Genomic DNA, 13,604 nt, shown 5'->3' on the forward strand with positions numbered 1-13,604 from the left:
CGCAGCCGCCTTACCGCGGCAGCGGGGGGAGCTGGATGGGCGGCAGGCCCGGGATCTGGATCGGCGGCGGGGGAGCCGCCTGTCCGGGGGCAGGCGCGGGCGCGGCCGCCTTCGCCGAGCCGTCACTGACGTAGATGGTGATCGCCGAACCGGGCACCGCCGACCCCGCGGGCGAGGTGCTGAGCACGTTGCCGCGCGGCGATGGTCCCGACGTGTTGACGGCGTTGACGGTGAACCCGGCCGCCTGCAGCGCCCCGGTCGCCTGCGACTGGGTCATCCCGGTCACCTCCGGCACCTGAGCGTTCTTCGACCCGCGGTGGTACTTCGGGTCGATCGGCGGCAGCGAGGTCGGACCGTACTTGTCGACCACCGGCTTCATCGCGAGATACCAGGCACGGGCGGGTTCGTTGCCGCCGAACACGTTGCCGTCGCCGCACTGTCGCAGCGGCGAGGTGCAGATCTCCTTGGGGGTGGGCGAATCCGCGTACACGTACACGCTGGCCGCGAGGTTGTTGGTGAACCCGAGGAACGCCGAGGACATGTGCGACTCGGTGGTGCCGGTCTTGCCCGCCATCGGCAGCGTCCAGCCGACGGATCCGGCGGCCGCGGCGGAGGTGCCACCGGGCTTGTCGTCCTTGCTCATCGCGTTGGCCAGGGTGTCGGCCAGCCCGGGCTCGACGACCTGCTCACACGCCTGCTGGGTGATGGAGACAGGCTTGCCCGCGCGATCGAAGATCGAGTCGATCGGCGTTGGGGGGCACCACTTCCCGTGCGAGGCGAGGGTCGCGGCGACGTTCGACAGCTCGAGCGGATTGATCCAGGACGGCCCGAGGGTGAACGACCCGGAGTTCGACTGCTTCTGGAAGTCGGCCATCGACAGGTTGTCGTCTCGGCCGGAGCTTCCGGGCTGCGCGTACGAGCGCATGCCCAGGCGCACGGCCATGTCCACGGTCGGGGTGACACCCACCTGCTCGATCAGCTTCACGAACGCGGTGTTGGGGGACTGGGCGAGGGCGTCGGTCACCGACATCGAGGCCGCGTACTTGCCGGCGTTCTCGACGCAGTAGCTGGTGGCCGGGCAGCCCTTGGCGCCGCCGTGACCCATGCCCTTGACCTCGACCCGGCCGGGCACCTGCAGCACCGCGTTGGTGCCGAGGCCCTTCTCCATGGCGGCCGCGGTGGTGAAGATCTTGAACACCGAGCCGGCACCGTTGCCCACCAGTGAATAGGGCTGCGGCTGAACGGTTTCGTTGATCTCGCCGTTGAGGCCGTAGTTGCGGCTGCTGCCCATCGCCAGCACCCGGTGCTGGTCCTGCCCGGGCTGCACCACGTTCATCACCTCGGCCACCCCGTCGACCGCGGGGTTGGCGGTGGCGGACAGCGCGCTGTGCACCGAGTTCTGCAGGACCGGGTCGAGGGTGGTCTTGATCAGGTAGCCGCCCTTGTTGACCTGTTCGCGGCTGATCCCGGAGTTGGCCAGGTACTGCAGCGCGTAGTCGCAGAAGAAGCCGCGGTCGCCCGCGGCAATGCAGCCGCGCGGCAGGGTGTTCGGCTCGGGGAGGACGCCGAGCGGCTCCTCCTTGGCCGCGCGGATCTCGTCGGCACGTCCGGGGATGTTCGCGATCATGGTGTCGAGCACGACGTTTCGGCGCGCGAGCACGCCCTCGGGATTGGTGTAGGGGTTCAGCGCGGAGCTGGACTGCACCATGCCGGCGAGCATCGCCGACTGGGTGAGGCCGAGATCCTTCGCGTCGACCCCGAAGTAGGTGCGGGCCGCGTCCTGGATGCCGAAGGAGGCGTTGCCGAACGGCACCAGGTTCAGGTACCGGGTGAGGATCTCGTCCTTGGTCAGCTTCTTGTCCAGGGTCAACGCCATCCGGATCTCCCGGACCTTGCGGGCCGGGGTCGTCTCGATGGCGGCCCGGCGCTCGGCGTCGGTCTTGGCGACCACCAGCAGTTGGTAGTTCTTCACGTACTGCTGGTCGATGGTGGAGGCGCCCTGCTGGACCTGCCCGCTGGTGGTGTTCGTCAGGAACGCGCGCAGCGTGCCCTGCCAGTCCACGCCCTGGTGGTCGGCGAAGCGCTTGTCCTCGACGGAGACGATCGCCAGCTTCATGTTGTTGGAGATCTTGTCGCTCGGCACCTCGAACCGGCGTTGTTCGTAGAGCCAGGCGATGGGGTTGCCCGCGGCGTCGACCATCGTCGAGACGGTGGGGGCATCGCCCTGTACCAGCTCGGCCGAGACGTTGTCGACGGTATCGGCGGCCCGGTTCGAGACGATTCCGAACCCGCCGGCCAAGGGGAACATGACGCCCGCGAGCAGAGCCCCGGCGAGAGCGGAGCATCCGGCGAGCTTCGCGACAGTTTTTGCGATCGGCACGGGGACAGCCTACGTGGGCGGGTGGCCGCGACCTGCAGATGTGGCCGCCGTACACCACTTGATGGACGTCCGTACCAAAAAAATGCCTCAGCATCTTGCGCTGGGCGATCTTCAGTGCCTAAGTTGTCTTCTGAGTGTGATAGAGATAACACTCGTTGAGGAATGTGGTGTGACTCGCTGTGATACGGCGGGTCATACGTAATTCCAGAGCGTCTGCGAGGGCGACGCTTGGACTGCAGAGGGGCACCAGAATGACCGTTATCACCACGGCCCACCGGTTGGACGTTGAGGAAGCCGAGGCCCGCATCGCGTGGGTCGCACAGGCGAGATGCCGGGCAGTTGATCCTGACCAGTTGTTTGTTCGTGGCGCGGCACAACGCAAGGCCGCCACGATTTGTCGGCATTGCCCGGTGCTCATGCAGTGTGGCGCCGACGCCCTCGACAACAAGGTCGAGTTCGGCGTGTGGGGAGGCATGACCGAGCGTCAGCGCCGTGCCCTGCTCAAGCAGCACCCCGAGGTCGAGTCCTGGGCCGACTTCTTCGACACCCAGCGGTCGCAGTCCAACGCCGTCTGAGACCGGCGCGCCGGCCGGGGTGTGATCCCCGGCCGGGCCGGTCCGCGGAGGTAACGATGCGCCGCGATATCGGCTGTAAGACCACGCTCGATTGATTTCACCCGCAGAAACTCCTGCCGGTTTTCCGGTGGCCCGAAAGGGCCGCGTGACCGTGTTGTTATCTGCTGATCGCCCGGACCCGGATCGGGACGCTAGTCGTCCTGTAGCCGGAAGTCGGCGAAGTCGAATCCCGGCACGACCACGCAGCTGACCAGCGTCGGCTCGTTCCCGGCGGGTTCGGCCCGCTGCCAATGGCGCGCGGGTACCACCAGTTGGGGCTGCTGGCCGGCGGCGATGTCGGTGCCGATGACGTGTTCGGTCACCGGGCCGGGGCGATCGCCATCCCCGCCGACGTCGAGTCGGAGTGGGCCGCCGCGGTGGAAGAGCCAGATCTCTTCGCTGCGGACCGTGTGCCACGCCGACCGTTCGCCCGGCATCAGCAGGAACAGGATGGCGGTCCCGGCGGCCCGGGCGCCGGGGTAGTCGCCGGGCAGGGAGGTCGCCGGGACTGTGATGTCGCTGCGCCAGGTCTCCCGATACCAGCCGCCCTCCGGGTGTGGCGCGAGGTTCAGCTCGCGCGCCCAGTCGGGCAGTTCCGTCATGACCTCGATCATTGCAGCGCCGGGCGTTCCCGTCACGCGCTCGACATGATTCCTCCCCAGTTATATGCTTGCCGATAGGCAATTAATTCGGGAGGGGTAGGCGATGGCGACGGTGCACTCGGAGGACGAGGTCACCCGCCTCAAGATCGCCCTCGCCCGGATCGCCCGGCTGGTCGATCGTCAGGTCTCGGGCGGCGGGATGACCCGGACGCAGCTCTCGGTGCTCGGCACCGTCGCCCGGCTCGGTCCGTTGCGGTTGGGTGCGCTGGCCGAGACCGAGGGACTCAACCCGACGATGCTCTCGCGGGTGGTCGGCAAGCTCGAGGCCGACGGTCTGCTCGAGCGTTCGACCGATCCGGGTGACCGCCGGGTCGCGCGGGTGCAGGTCACCGAGGCGGGCGAGCTGATGCATCATCGGCTGCGCGGCGAACGGACCCGGCTCTTCACCGACGCGCTCGCCCGACTCCCGGCGGCCGAGGAACGGGCCCTGCGAGCGGCACTGCCCGCGATCGAGTCGCTGGCCAGGGAGATCGCGCCGCGGTCCGGCGACTCGGGGACGGGCGCCGCGGTGCGCGGCCTGCCGTGACCACGCTCTCCGCGGCCGCTCACCGGACCTTCGCGTCCCTCGCCACCCCCAACTTCCGCCGGTACTTCGGCGGGCAGGCGGTGTCGATGGTCGGCACCTGGATGCAGGCCGTCGCGCAGGCGTGGTTGGTGCTGCAGCTGACTGGCTCGGGCACCGCGCTCGGGCTGGTGGTCGCGTTGCAGACCCTGCCGGTCCTGCTTTTCGGCCCCTACGGCGGCGTCGTCGCCGACCGGATGGACAAACGCAGGCTGATGATCGGGCTGCAGTCGATGATGGGCATCCTCGCGCTGGTGCTCGGCGTGCTGACGGTGACCGGCGCGGTCACGCTCTGGCAGGTGTACGTGCTCGCCTTCCTGCTCGGGGTGAACAACAGCTTCGAGAATCCCGCGCGGCAGGCGTTCGTGCTGGAGATGGTCGGGCCCGAGGACCTGCGCAACGCGGTCAGCCTGAACTCGGTGCTGGTCAACGCGGCCCGCGCCGTGGGGCCCGCGGTCGCGGGCATCGTCATCGCGGCGGGCGGGCTCGGATTCTGTTTCCTGTTGAACGCGGTCAGTTTCGTCGCGGTCGTCGCGTCGCTGACCACCCTCGACGTCGGCGCGCTGCGCCCCGCGCCGCCGGCGCAGCGCAGGCCGGGGCAGCTGCGGGAGGGCCTGCGGTACGTGCGGCGCACCCCGACACTGCTGGTCCCGCTGCTGATGATGGCGCTGGTCGGCTGCCTGGCCTACGAGTTCCAGGTGGTGCTGCCGGTGCTCGCGCGCGACACCTTCGGGGGCGACGCCAGCGTCTACGGATTCATGACCGCGGCGATGGGATTCGGCGCGGTGGTCGGCGGCCTGTTCGTCGCGGCCCGCGGCAAGACCGGGATCCCCGCGCTGGTCGGGGCGGCGACACTGTTCGGCGTGCTGATCGCCGCGGCCGCGCTCGCCCCGACCCTCTGGCTCGAGCTGGTGATCCTGGTGCTGGTCGGGGCGGCCAGCGTCGGATTCCTCTCGATCGGGAACAGCACCCTGCAGCTCGAGGCCGAGCCCGGCATGCGCGGCCGGGTGATGGCGCTGTGGTCGGTAGCGTTTCTCGGGTCGACGCCGATCGGCGGGCCCATCGCGGGCGCCGTCGCCGAGCAGTTCGGCGGCCGGGTCGCCCTCGCGATGGGCGCCGCCGCCTGCCTGGTCGCGGCCGCCGCAGCGGCGCTCGTCGTGCGCCGCCCCGCGCGGACGGCGGGCGCGGGCGACGAGGCCGACGAGGCCGGTCAGCCCCGGCGGGTCAACTGATCGGCGACCGCGCGCAGCGCCTCGAGGTCGGAGACCTCGAACGGCAAGGACGGCACGCCGACCACCGGCACCCGCGGATGCGCCCCGGTGAACCGGCCGAGCAGCCGCAGCTCCCGCTGGGCGGTGCGGGTCCGCTCCGCGTGGATCTGCAGGACCGCCGCCGCCAGCGGGTGCTCGCCCCGTTCCTTCAGCTGGTCCGCGGCGGCCGTCGCCCGCTCGGCCGACAACGAGCTCAGCGTCGGATGGGTCCGGTTGAGCACCAGCCCGGCCAGCGGCATCCCCTCGGTGGAGAGTCGATCGACGAAGAACGACGCCTCCCGGAGCGCGTCCGGCTCGGCGGCCGCGATCACCAGGAAATGGGTGCCCTCCGCGCGCAGCAATTGGTAGGTGTGGTTGGCCCGCTCCCGGAACCCGCCGAACATCGACTCGAAGGACTGCACGAACGCCGAGGCGTCGGACAGCATCTGGCTGCCGACGATGGTGTTCACCGCCTTGAGGGCCAGTCCCATCGCACCGGTCACCAGGCGTCCGATCCCGCGTCCCGGAGCGGAGAGCATCCGGATCATCCGGCCGTCGAGGAAGGCGCCCAGGCGTTGTGGGGCATCGAGGAAGTCGAGTGCGTTGCGCGAGGGCGGGGTGTCGACGACCACCAGATCCCACTCGTCGCTGGCGGCCAGCTGACCCAGCTTCTCCATGGCCATGTACTCCTGCGTGCCGGAGAAGGAGGTGGCCACCGTTTGGTAGAAGGGGTTCGCCAGGATCTGCTGCGCCGTGTCCGGGGCGGAGTGCTCGAGCACCATGTCGTCGAACGTGCGACGCATGTTCAGCATCATCGCGTGCAGCTCACCGGTGGCGCCCGGCGCCAGCTGCACCAGCTGCGGGGTGTTGTCGAGCTCGCGCACCCCGAGCGCCTGGGCCAGCCGGCGGGCCGGGTCGATGGTGAGCACCACGACCCGGCGACCCTCCTCGGCCGCCCGCAGCGCCATCGAGGCGGCGGTGGTCGTCTTGCCGACGCCGCCGGCCCCGCAACACACCACGATCCGGGACGCCGGGTCGGTGAGGATCGAGTCGATGTCGAGTGCCGCGGTCATCGGACCCCCTGCTCGGCCAGCTGCTCGGCCAGCTCGTAGAGCGCGCCGAGGTCGATGCCGTCGGTCAGCGCCGACAGGTGCAGGCGCGCGACGTCCAGCTCGTCGAGGGTGGCGGCGCTGTCGTCCTGCGCGCGCAGCGTCGACGCGTGCTCGATCGTCTCGGTGAGCAGGCCCGCGAAGTCGGCCTCCGACAGCGAGATCCCGGCGGCCTCCAGCCCGGCGCGGACCGCGTCCGCGTCGATGTCGCCCTCCGCGGCCTGCGCCATCGTCTTGGTCGGCAGGTAGGCGTTGCCGCTGCGGTTGACGATCACGGTGCCGAGCCGAAGGTCCGCGGCCTCCAGTTCCACGACCGCGTCGGTGGTCTCCTGCACGGGCAGCGCCTCGAGCAGTGTCACCAGGTGCACCATCGTTTCGTCGGAGTGCAACAGCCGGACCACCCCCTCGGACTGCGAGTGCACCGGTCCGCCCTTCGCGAGGTCGGCCATCGCCTTCGTCACGTCGAGGAAGCTGCCGATCCGGCCGGTCGGCGGGGAGTCGACGACCACCTCGTCGTAGATCCGGGCCCCCGATTTGTCGGTGCGCACCACGCACTCCTTGATCTTGCCGGTCACCAGCACGTCCCGAAGGCCGGGCGCGATGGTGGTCGCGAACTCGATGGCGCCGAGCTTGCGCATGGCGCGCCCCGCGAAACCGAGGTTGTAGAACATGTCCAGGTATTCGAGGAACGCGTGCTCGATGTCGAGGGCGAGGGCAAAGACCTCGCCGCCGTCGTCGGCCGTGGCGATCTTGGTTTCCTCCGGGGGCAGCGGGGGCACGTCGAAGAGCTGGGCGATGGACTGCCTGCCCTCGACCTCGACGAGCAGGACCCGTCGGCCGCCCGCGGCCAGCGCGAGCGCCAAAGCGGCCGCGACCGTGGACTTTCCGGTGCCGCCCTTGCCGGAAACGAAATGCAGGCGAGCCTTGTCCGCCTTGGCGGGCCACTCGTATACGGGTGCTGTCGCGGGTGCTGCCACCCCCCGAGCCTATAAGTCGCGGCGGCGCGGCGTCGGCCGACTAGGCTCAGCGGCATGAGCGAATTGACTACCTGGGAATACGCCACCGTTCCGCTGTTGACCCATGCGACCAAGCAGATCCTCGATCAGTGGGGTGGCGACGGCTGGGAACTGGTGTCGGTACTGCCCGGCCCGACCGGCGAGCAGCACGTGGCCTACCTCAAGCGTCCGAAGGGCTGATCGGGATGACCGACTGGAGGTCCAGGCTCGCCGAACTGCGGATCGAGCTGCCCGCGGTGGCGGCGCCGGTCGCGGCCTACGTCCCCGCGGTCCAGACCGGGAACCTCGTCTACACCTCCGGCCAGTTGCCCTTCATCGACGGTGAACTGCAGCAGACCGGCAAGGTGGGCGGCGCGGTCGCCGCGGACACGGCGAAGGATGCCGCCCGTACCTGCGCGCTCAACGCGCTCGCCGCGATCGATGCCCTGGTCGGGCTCGACTCGGTGGTCCGCATCGTCAAGGTGGTCGGCTTCGTGGCCTCCGCGGAGGGCTTCACCGGGCAGCCCGGCGTCATCAACGGCGCCTCGGAGCTGTTCGGCGAGGTGTTCGGCGACGCGGGCGTGCACGCCCGGTCCGCGGTCGGCGTGGCCGAGCTGCCGCTGAACGCCCCGGTCGAGGTCGAGGTCATCGCGGAAGTCCGTTAGGGCACGGTCCGCCCGCGCGTGGTCGGCTCCTCGACGGGAGGGGCCGATCACGCGCGGGCGTCGACGCGCGGAGCCAATCCGCATGTGGCCCAACACCGGCGGTGCCGGTTGATGCGTCCAGCCGGCGGCGCCGGTGAATCCGTACAGTGAGCCCATGACCACGGCACATCCGGCGTATGCCCAGCTGCGCCAGGTCACCCCCATCGCGGCGGTGATGCTGGAGAACAACCCGGGCATGATGACCCTCGACGGCACCAACACCTGGATCCTGCGCGCCCCCGGACGCGAGGAGTGTGTGGTCGTCGACCCGGGTGACGCCGATGAGGACCACCTGTTGCGGGTGGCGGCCGTCGGCCCGGTGGCGCTGACCCTGATCACGCACCGGCACGGGGATCACACCGGGGGAGTCGAGCGGTTCGCCGCGCTCACCGGCAGTCCCGTCCGGTCCGTGGATCCGCGATTCCGCAGGCACACCGACGCGGGCCTGCCGGACGGCGAGCTTATCGAGGAGGTCGGTCTCGCGATCCGGGTGCTGCGCACGCCCGGGCACACCAAGGACTCGACCTCGTTCGTGATCGAGGGGGAGGGGTCGGTGCTGACCGGCGACACCATCCTCGGCCGGGGTACCACCGTCCTGGACGCCTCCGACGGCGATCTCGGCGACTACCTGGCCTCCCTGCGCGCGCTCATCGACCTGGGGTCGGGTCGCGCGGCGCTGCCGGGCCACGGGCCGGAGCTGCCGGACCTGCAGGTGGTCGCGCAGCAGTACCTGAGCCATCGCGAGGAGCGGCTCGATCAGGTGCGGGCGGCGCTGGAGGTCCTCGGCGCCGATGCCGGGCCGCGTGCGGTGGTCGAGCACGTGTATTCCGACGTCGATCAGAGCCTGTGGCCGGTCGCCGAGCAGTCCGTGCGTGTGCAGTTGGAGTACCTGCGTCGCTGACGGCGTGTGGCTCGAGTGGCCCCACGAGGCACTGTGACGCACGTCATATTTTGATGTGCGTGTGACCGATGGTTGCAGGCAGGCTCGCCTTTTGGGTCCGCTTCCCGATGGTTGATCGTCGAGTTCTCTCGCCGTGGGCAGGTTTGGTCCTAGACAGTTACTTAGTGCACGTACTTAAATCTGCGTGACGCACCACACACCGCGTCGGCATCACGACGATCGACACAAGGGAGCAGTACTCATGGGATCCGTTGAAAACCTCCTCGACGCCAACGGCGCCGGCTTCGGCCTGCTCGACATGCTCAAGCTCCTCCCGCTGATGAAGGCCATCGAGGGCCTCGATTCCGTCAGCGCGGCGAACTGACCCGCCGACCGACCACGAACTGGAGACAACGATGACCTCTGTCGAGAACCTCACCGAGCTGGTCAACTCGCTGACCACGCTGTTCACCGGACTCAACTCCGGCTCGGCCGGCGCGGGCAGCGCAGGCGAGACCCCCACCCCGTAGTCGCCGGATCACCGGCGGCACCCTCGACTTCAAGGAGTATGACCATGGGATCTGTTTCCGACCTGGGCGACGTGTTCAAGGCCCTCGTGCCCGTCCTCGGGGACTTCCTCGGCAACCTGGCCGGTGGCTCGCTGAGCCCGGTCGAGCCCAAGTAGCCCCCTGCGCTCCACGCACACGGCACCGACGGTCGCCGCGCGATCGGTCCATTTCGGCCCGATCCCGCGGCGACCGTTGCGCATTCGGGCCGCGTCGGTGACTGTTGACATCAGGCGCAGCCGAGACGGAGGAGCGCGGCGATGACCGACTATGGACGTCCACCGCAGTTCGGGATGTTCCCCACCCCGGAGGCCGACCGGGTCGACGAGATCCTCGACCTCGTCCGAATGGCCGATGACGAGGGCCTGGATCTCGTTGGCATCCAGGACCATCCGTATCAGAAGCGATTCCTGGACACCTGGTCGCTGATGGCCGTGGTGCTCGCGCGCACCAATCGGGTCCGAGTCTTCCCGGACGTGGCGTGCCTGCCGCTGCGACCGCCGGCCGTGATGGCGAAGGCGGCCGCGAGTCTGGACCTGATCTCGGGCGGGCGGTTCGAGCTGGCGCTCGGGGCCGGGGCGTTCTGGCCGGCAATCGGGGCAATGGGTGGACCCGAGCGCACGCCCGGTGAGGCGGCGCGGGCGTTGTCGGAGGCCGTCGACGTCATCCGGCTCATGTGGTCCGGCGAGGCATCGGCGCGCTACGAGGGCACCCAGTACCAGCTGTCGGGCGTGCACCCGGGGCCGCGGCCCGCCCACGACATCGGGCTGTGGCTCGGGGTCGGCGGCCCGCGGATGCTCGGCCTGCTCGGCCGCGTGGCCGACGGCTGGGTCCCGTCGGTCAGCTACTTCCCCCCGCCGGCGCTGCCCGGCCTGCACGCGCGCATCGACGAGTCCGCGCGGGCGGCCGGGCGCGATCCCGCGGCGATCCAGCGGATCTACAACGTGTTCGGCGCCATCACCGACGGGCCGAGCAGCGGATTCCTCAACGGCCCGGTGAAACAGTGGGTGGACGAGCTGACCGGGCTGGTGCTCGAATCCGGCATGGACACCTTCGTGTTCGGCGCGGAGGGCGACGACCCGCACCAGCACCAGAAGTGGGCGGTCGAGGTGGTGCCCGCGGTTCGCGAGGCGGTCGCCCGGCAGCGGGGCTGAGGCCCGGAACGACGAACGGCCCACCCCGGGGTCCCGGGGTGGGCCGTACGCGTGTGTGGGGGAGTCAGCGGGCCCGTCGGGCCAGGCGCTCCGAGTCGGAGATCAGCACGCTCTTGCCCTCGAGCCGCAGCCAGCCGCGATGCGCGAAGTCGGCGAGCGCCTTGTTCACGGTCTCGCGTGAGGCGCCGACCAACTGGGCGATCTCCTCCTGCGTGAGGTCGTGCGTCACGCGCAGCGATCCGGCCTCCTGCGTGCCGAAGCGCTGGGCGAGCTGCAGCAGCGCCTTGGCGACACGGCCCGGGACGTCGGTGAAGATCAGGTCCGCGAGGTTGTTGTTCGTGCGGCGCAGGCGGCGGGCCAGCACGCGCAGCAGCTGCTCCGCGATCTCGGGGCGCTGATCGATCCACGACTTGAGGGCGTCGCGATCCATCTGCACCGCGCGGACCTCGGTGACCGTGGTGGCGGTGGAGGTACGCGGGCCCGGGTCGAAGATCGAGAGCTCGCCGAACATGTCGGAGGGGCCCATGATGGTGAGCAGGTTCTCGCGGCCGTCGGGGGAGCGGCGTCCGAGCTTCACCTTGCCGGACACGATGATGTACAGCCGGTCACCGGGCTCGCCCTCGTTGAAGATCACGTGCCCGCGAGGGAAGTCGACAGGCTGCAGCTGCTTGACCAGTGCGGCCACCGCCGACGGTTCGACTCCCTGGAAGATTCCGGCTCTGGCCAGGATCTCGTCCACGTGCGCTCCTTCTTCGGTCGTTGGGGGACGCCATCGTGTGGTCTCCCCCGACGTGATCGACGCACGAACGCGCCGACCTATCGTTGAGTACTCGCTGGCAGTCTATCGTCCCGACGTCGAAGACTAGTGACCGACGCCACGCGTCGCGTGCCGAACAGTGTTCGACACCCCCGAAATGTCAGCTCGCGCGCTGCTCCGGCGTCTGCGAGTCGTCCTCGTCCTCGTCTTCGACGCCGCGCTTGCGGCGGAGGTGGAACCGGGCGAGCGCCCGCGGCAGTCCCTCGTTGGCCAGGGTGGCGACGTCGGCGTGACTCGCCTTGTCCAGGAACTCCTGGACCTCCTGCTCGCGCACGGTCAGCCGGCGCAGCCGGAATTCCACCCGCTCCATTGCCAGTGCAAAAAGAATGAGCAGCACTGGGAAGAGCACCACAGCCAGTCCTTGCATACCGGGTAGTAAACACGCCGTTTGTCTCAGAAGCGAAACGATGTCCAGTTCCGTTTGGCGCCGTCCGTAGAGTTGGGCTGGTGTCGACCACCGCATCGCAGATCCCGTCCCCGCGTGGGGCGGCGCCGACCGTGCGACCGGCAAGGGAGGAGACCCGGCTCGGCCTGGTGCGCCGGGCGCGGCGGATGTACCGCACGCTCACCGTGGCCTTCCCACACGTCTACTGCGAGCTCGACTTCACCGACCCGCTCGAGCTGTCGGTGGCGACGATCCTGTCCGCGCAGTGCACTGACGTGCGGGTTAACCAGGTGACGCCGGCGCTGTTCGCGCGCTACCGGACCGCCCGCGACTACGCCGAGGCGGACCGAACGGAGCTGGAGGAGTACATCCGGAGCACCGGCTTCTACCGCAACAAGGCGAACTCGATCATCGGGCTCGGGCAGGCGTTGCTCGAACGGTTCGACGGCGAGGTCCCCGGCGACCTGAAGAATCTGGTGACGCTGCCGGGCTTCGGCAGGAAGACGGCCAACGTGGTCCTCGGGAACGCGTTCGGTGTGCCCGGGATCACCGTCGACACCCATTTCGGCAGGCTCGTCCGGCGGTGGGGCTGGACGCAGGAGGAGGACCCGGTGAAGGTCGAGCGCGCCGTCGGCGAGCTGATCCCGCGCAAGGAGTGGACCGACCTCTCGCACCGCGTGATCTTCCACGGCCGCCGGGTCTGCCATGCCAAGAAGCCGGCCTGCGGGGTGTGCCTGCTGGCCAAGGACTGTCCCTCCTACGGCGCCGGGCCCACCGATCCGGTGGCCGCGGCCGCCCTGGTGAAGGGTCCCGAGACCGAACACCTGCTCGAGCTGGCGGGTCGGTGAGCATGCGGTTGTCGAACACCGGTCGATGGAGTCTGGCCGCGCTCGTGGTGGTGGTGGCCCTGATCGTCGCGATCTGGCCGCGCGGCGACTCGGAGGAGACCGGGACGCGCAGCTACGCCGACTACATCGGCACCCCCACCGCGGCGCCGCAGGAACGGTCCGCGGGCGACACCCCCGAGGCGCTGGCCGGGGCGCGCGCCGCGGCCGCGCTGAGCGCATGTCCCGCGCCCACCACCGGCACGATCCCGGCGGGCCCCCTGGCCGGGATCGGGCTCGAGTGCCTCGCCGACGGTGGCAGGATCGACGTCGGCGCCGCGCTGGCGGGCAAGCCCGCGCTGGTCAACCTCTGGGCCTACTGGTGTGGGCCCTGCGCCAGGGAACTACCCGCCCTGCAGGAGTTCGCGCAGCGCGCCGGGGACGCCGTCACCGTGCTGACCGTCCACCAGGACCCCAAGGAAGGGAATGCGTTGTCCGCCCTGACCGACTACGGCGTGCACCTGCCGGGCGTACAGGACGGCGCGGGCAAGATCGCCGCGGCCGTCGGGGCGCCGAACGTGCTGCCCGTGACCGTGCTGGTCCGGGCCGACGGCACCGTGGCGGGGGTCCTGCCGGTGCCGTTCGAGAGCGCCGACCAGATCGCCGACGCGGTGCGCGAGAAGCTGGGTGTGAGCGCGTGAG

At 70.0% G+C, this 13,604-nt stretch carries 16 protein-coding genes; 10 read left to right on the forward strand and 6 right to left on the reverse strand.

Going from position 1 to position 13,604, the window contains the following annotated elements:
* Positions 1-10 precede the first annotated feature (10 nt).
* Positions 11-2,308, reverse strand: coding sequence for a penicillin-binding protein (locus tag ACFQS9_RS25445; RefSeq protein ID WP_378409498.1), 2,298 nt, complete (start codon positions 2,306-2,308; stop codon positions 11-13).
* A gap of 323 nt (positions 2,309-2,631) precedes the next feature.
* On the opposite strand from ACFQS9_RS25445, the gene ACFQS9_RS25450 reads away from it, so the two are divergent.
* Positions 2,632-2,955, forward strand: a complete 324-nt coding sequence (locus ACFQS9_RS25450; RefSeq protein ID WP_378409330.1) for a WhiB family transcriptional regulator — start codon at positions 2,632-2,634, stop codon at positions 2,953-2,955.
* 191 nt (positions 2,956-3,146) lie between these two features.
* Here ACFQS9_RS25450 and ACFQS9_RS25455 read toward each other — a convergent pair whose 3' ends face one another.
* Positions 3,147-3,596 (reverse strand): cupin domain-containing protein, encoded by a 450-nt coding sequence (locus ACFQS9_RS25455; protein ID WP_378409331.1) that lies wholly within the window; start codon positions 3,594-3,596, stop codon positions 3,147-3,149.
* 103 nt (positions 3,597-3,699) lie between these two features.
* Between ACFQS9_RS25455 and ACFQS9_RS25460 the strand changes: the two genes are divergently transcribed.
* Positions 3,700-4,182, forward strand: coding sequence for a MarR family winged helix-turn-helix transcriptional regulator (locus ACFQS9_RS25460; protein WP_378409332.1), 483 nt, complete (start codon positions 3,700-3,702; stop codon positions 4,180-4,182).
* Positions 4,179-5,450 (forward strand): MFS transporter, encoded by a 1,272-nt coding sequence (locus ACFQS9_RS25465; protein ID WP_378409333.1) that lies wholly within the window; start codon positions 4,179-4,181, stop codon positions 5,448-5,450. Before ACFQS9_RS25460 ends, ACFQS9_RS25465 begins: the two co-directional genes overlap by 4 nt.
* On the opposite strand, the gene bagB is transcribed toward ACFQS9_RS25465, so the two are convergent.
* Positions 5,429-6,541, reverse strand: coding sequence for an ATPase BagB (gene bagB / locus ACFQS9_RS25470; RefSeq protein WP_378409334.1), 1,113 nt, complete (start codon positions 6,539-6,541; stop codon positions 5,429-5,431). The genes ACFQS9_RS25465 and bagB overlap by 22 nt on opposite strands.
* On the reverse strand, positions 6,538-7,554 hold the full coding sequence (gene bagA / locus ACFQS9_RS25475; RefSeq protein WP_378409335.1) for an ATPase BagA: 1,017 nt from the start codon (positions 7,552-7,554) through the stop codon (positions 6,538-6,540). Before bagA ends, bagB begins: the two co-directional genes overlap by 4 nt.
* Before the next feature lie 54 nt (positions 7,555-7,608).
* Here bagA and ACFQS9_RS25480 point away from each other — a divergent pair, with 54 nt between their 5' ends.
* The 5 genes from ACFQS9_RS25480 (at position 7,609) to ACFQS9_RS25500 (ending at position 10,876) form a co-directional block, all read left to right on the forward strand.
* Entirely contained in the window at positions 7,609-7,773 is a 165-nt protein-coding gene (locus ACFQS9_RS25480; protein WP_072750449.1) for a DUF4177 domain-containing protein, read from the forward strand.
* A gap of 5 nt (positions 7,774-7,778) precedes the next feature.
* Positions 7,779-8,237 (forward strand): RidA family protein, encoded by a 459-nt coding sequence (locus ACFQS9_RS25485; protein ID WP_378409336.1) that lies wholly within the window; start codon positions 7,779-7,781, stop codon positions 8,235-8,237.
* Between the two features lie 154 nt (positions 8,238-8,391).
* Positions 8,392-9,177 (forward strand): MBL fold metallo-hydrolase, encoded by a 786-nt coding sequence (locus tag ACFQS9_RS25490; protein ID WP_378409337.1) that lies wholly within the window; start codon positions 8,392-8,394, stop codon positions 9,175-9,177.
* 241 nt (positions 9,178-9,418) lie between these two features.
* A complete protein-coding gene (locus ACFQS9_RS25495) occupies positions 9,419-9,541 on the forward strand; it encodes a hypothetical protein (protein ID WP_269321311.1) in 123 nt (40 codons plus the stop codon).
* Between the two features lie 441 nt (positions 9,542-9,982).
* Positions 9,983-10,876, forward strand: coding sequence for an LLM class flavin-dependent oxidoreductase (locus tag ACFQS9_RS25500; RefSeq protein ID WP_378409338.1), 894 nt, complete (start codon positions 9,983-9,985; stop codon positions 10,874-10,876).
* Between the two features lie 64 nt (positions 10,877-10,940).
* Here the strand turns inward: ACFQS9_RS25500 and ACFQS9_RS25505 are convergent, their stop codons facing one another.
* Positions 10,941-11,615: a Crp/Fnr family transcriptional regulator gene (locus tag ACFQS9_RS25505; RefSeq protein WP_027500354.1), complete on the reverse strand. Its 675-nt coding sequence runs from the start codon at positions 11,613-11,615 to the stop codon at positions 10,941-10,943.
* Positions 11,616-11,793: 178 nt separating this feature from the next.
* Positions 11,794-12,060 carry a hypothetical protein gene (locus ACFQS9_RS25510; RefSeq protein WP_378409339.1) on the reverse strand — a complete coding sequence of 89 codons (267 nt, stop codon included), beginning with the start codon at positions 12,058-12,060 and terminating at the stop codon, positions 11,794-11,796.
* Between the two features lie 185 nt (positions 12,061-12,245).
* On the opposite strand from ACFQS9_RS25510, the gene nth reads away from it, so the two are divergent.
* Both nth and ACFQS9_RS25520 read left to right on the forward strand, forming a co-directional pair.
* Complete coding sequence (gene nth / locus ACFQS9_RS25515) at positions 12,246-12,926, forward strand: endonuclease III (protein WP_378409499.1); 681 nt, start codon at positions 12,246-12,248, stop codon at positions 12,924-12,926.
* A 2-nt stretch (positions 12,927-12,928) separates the two neighbouring features.
* On the forward strand, positions 12,929-13,603 hold the full coding sequence (locus ACFQS9_RS25520) for a TlpA family protein disulfide reductase (RefSeq protein ID WP_378409500.1): 675 nt from the start codon (positions 12,929-12,931) through the stop codon (positions 13,601-13,603).
* Position 13,604: the final 1 nt, after the last annotated feature.

Source organism: Rhodococcus daqingensis (assembly GCF_042665615.1).
Taxonomy (GTDB): Bacteria; Actinomycetota; Actinomycetes; order Mycobacteriales; family Mycobacteriaceae; genus Rhodococcus_G; species Rhodococcus_G daqingensis.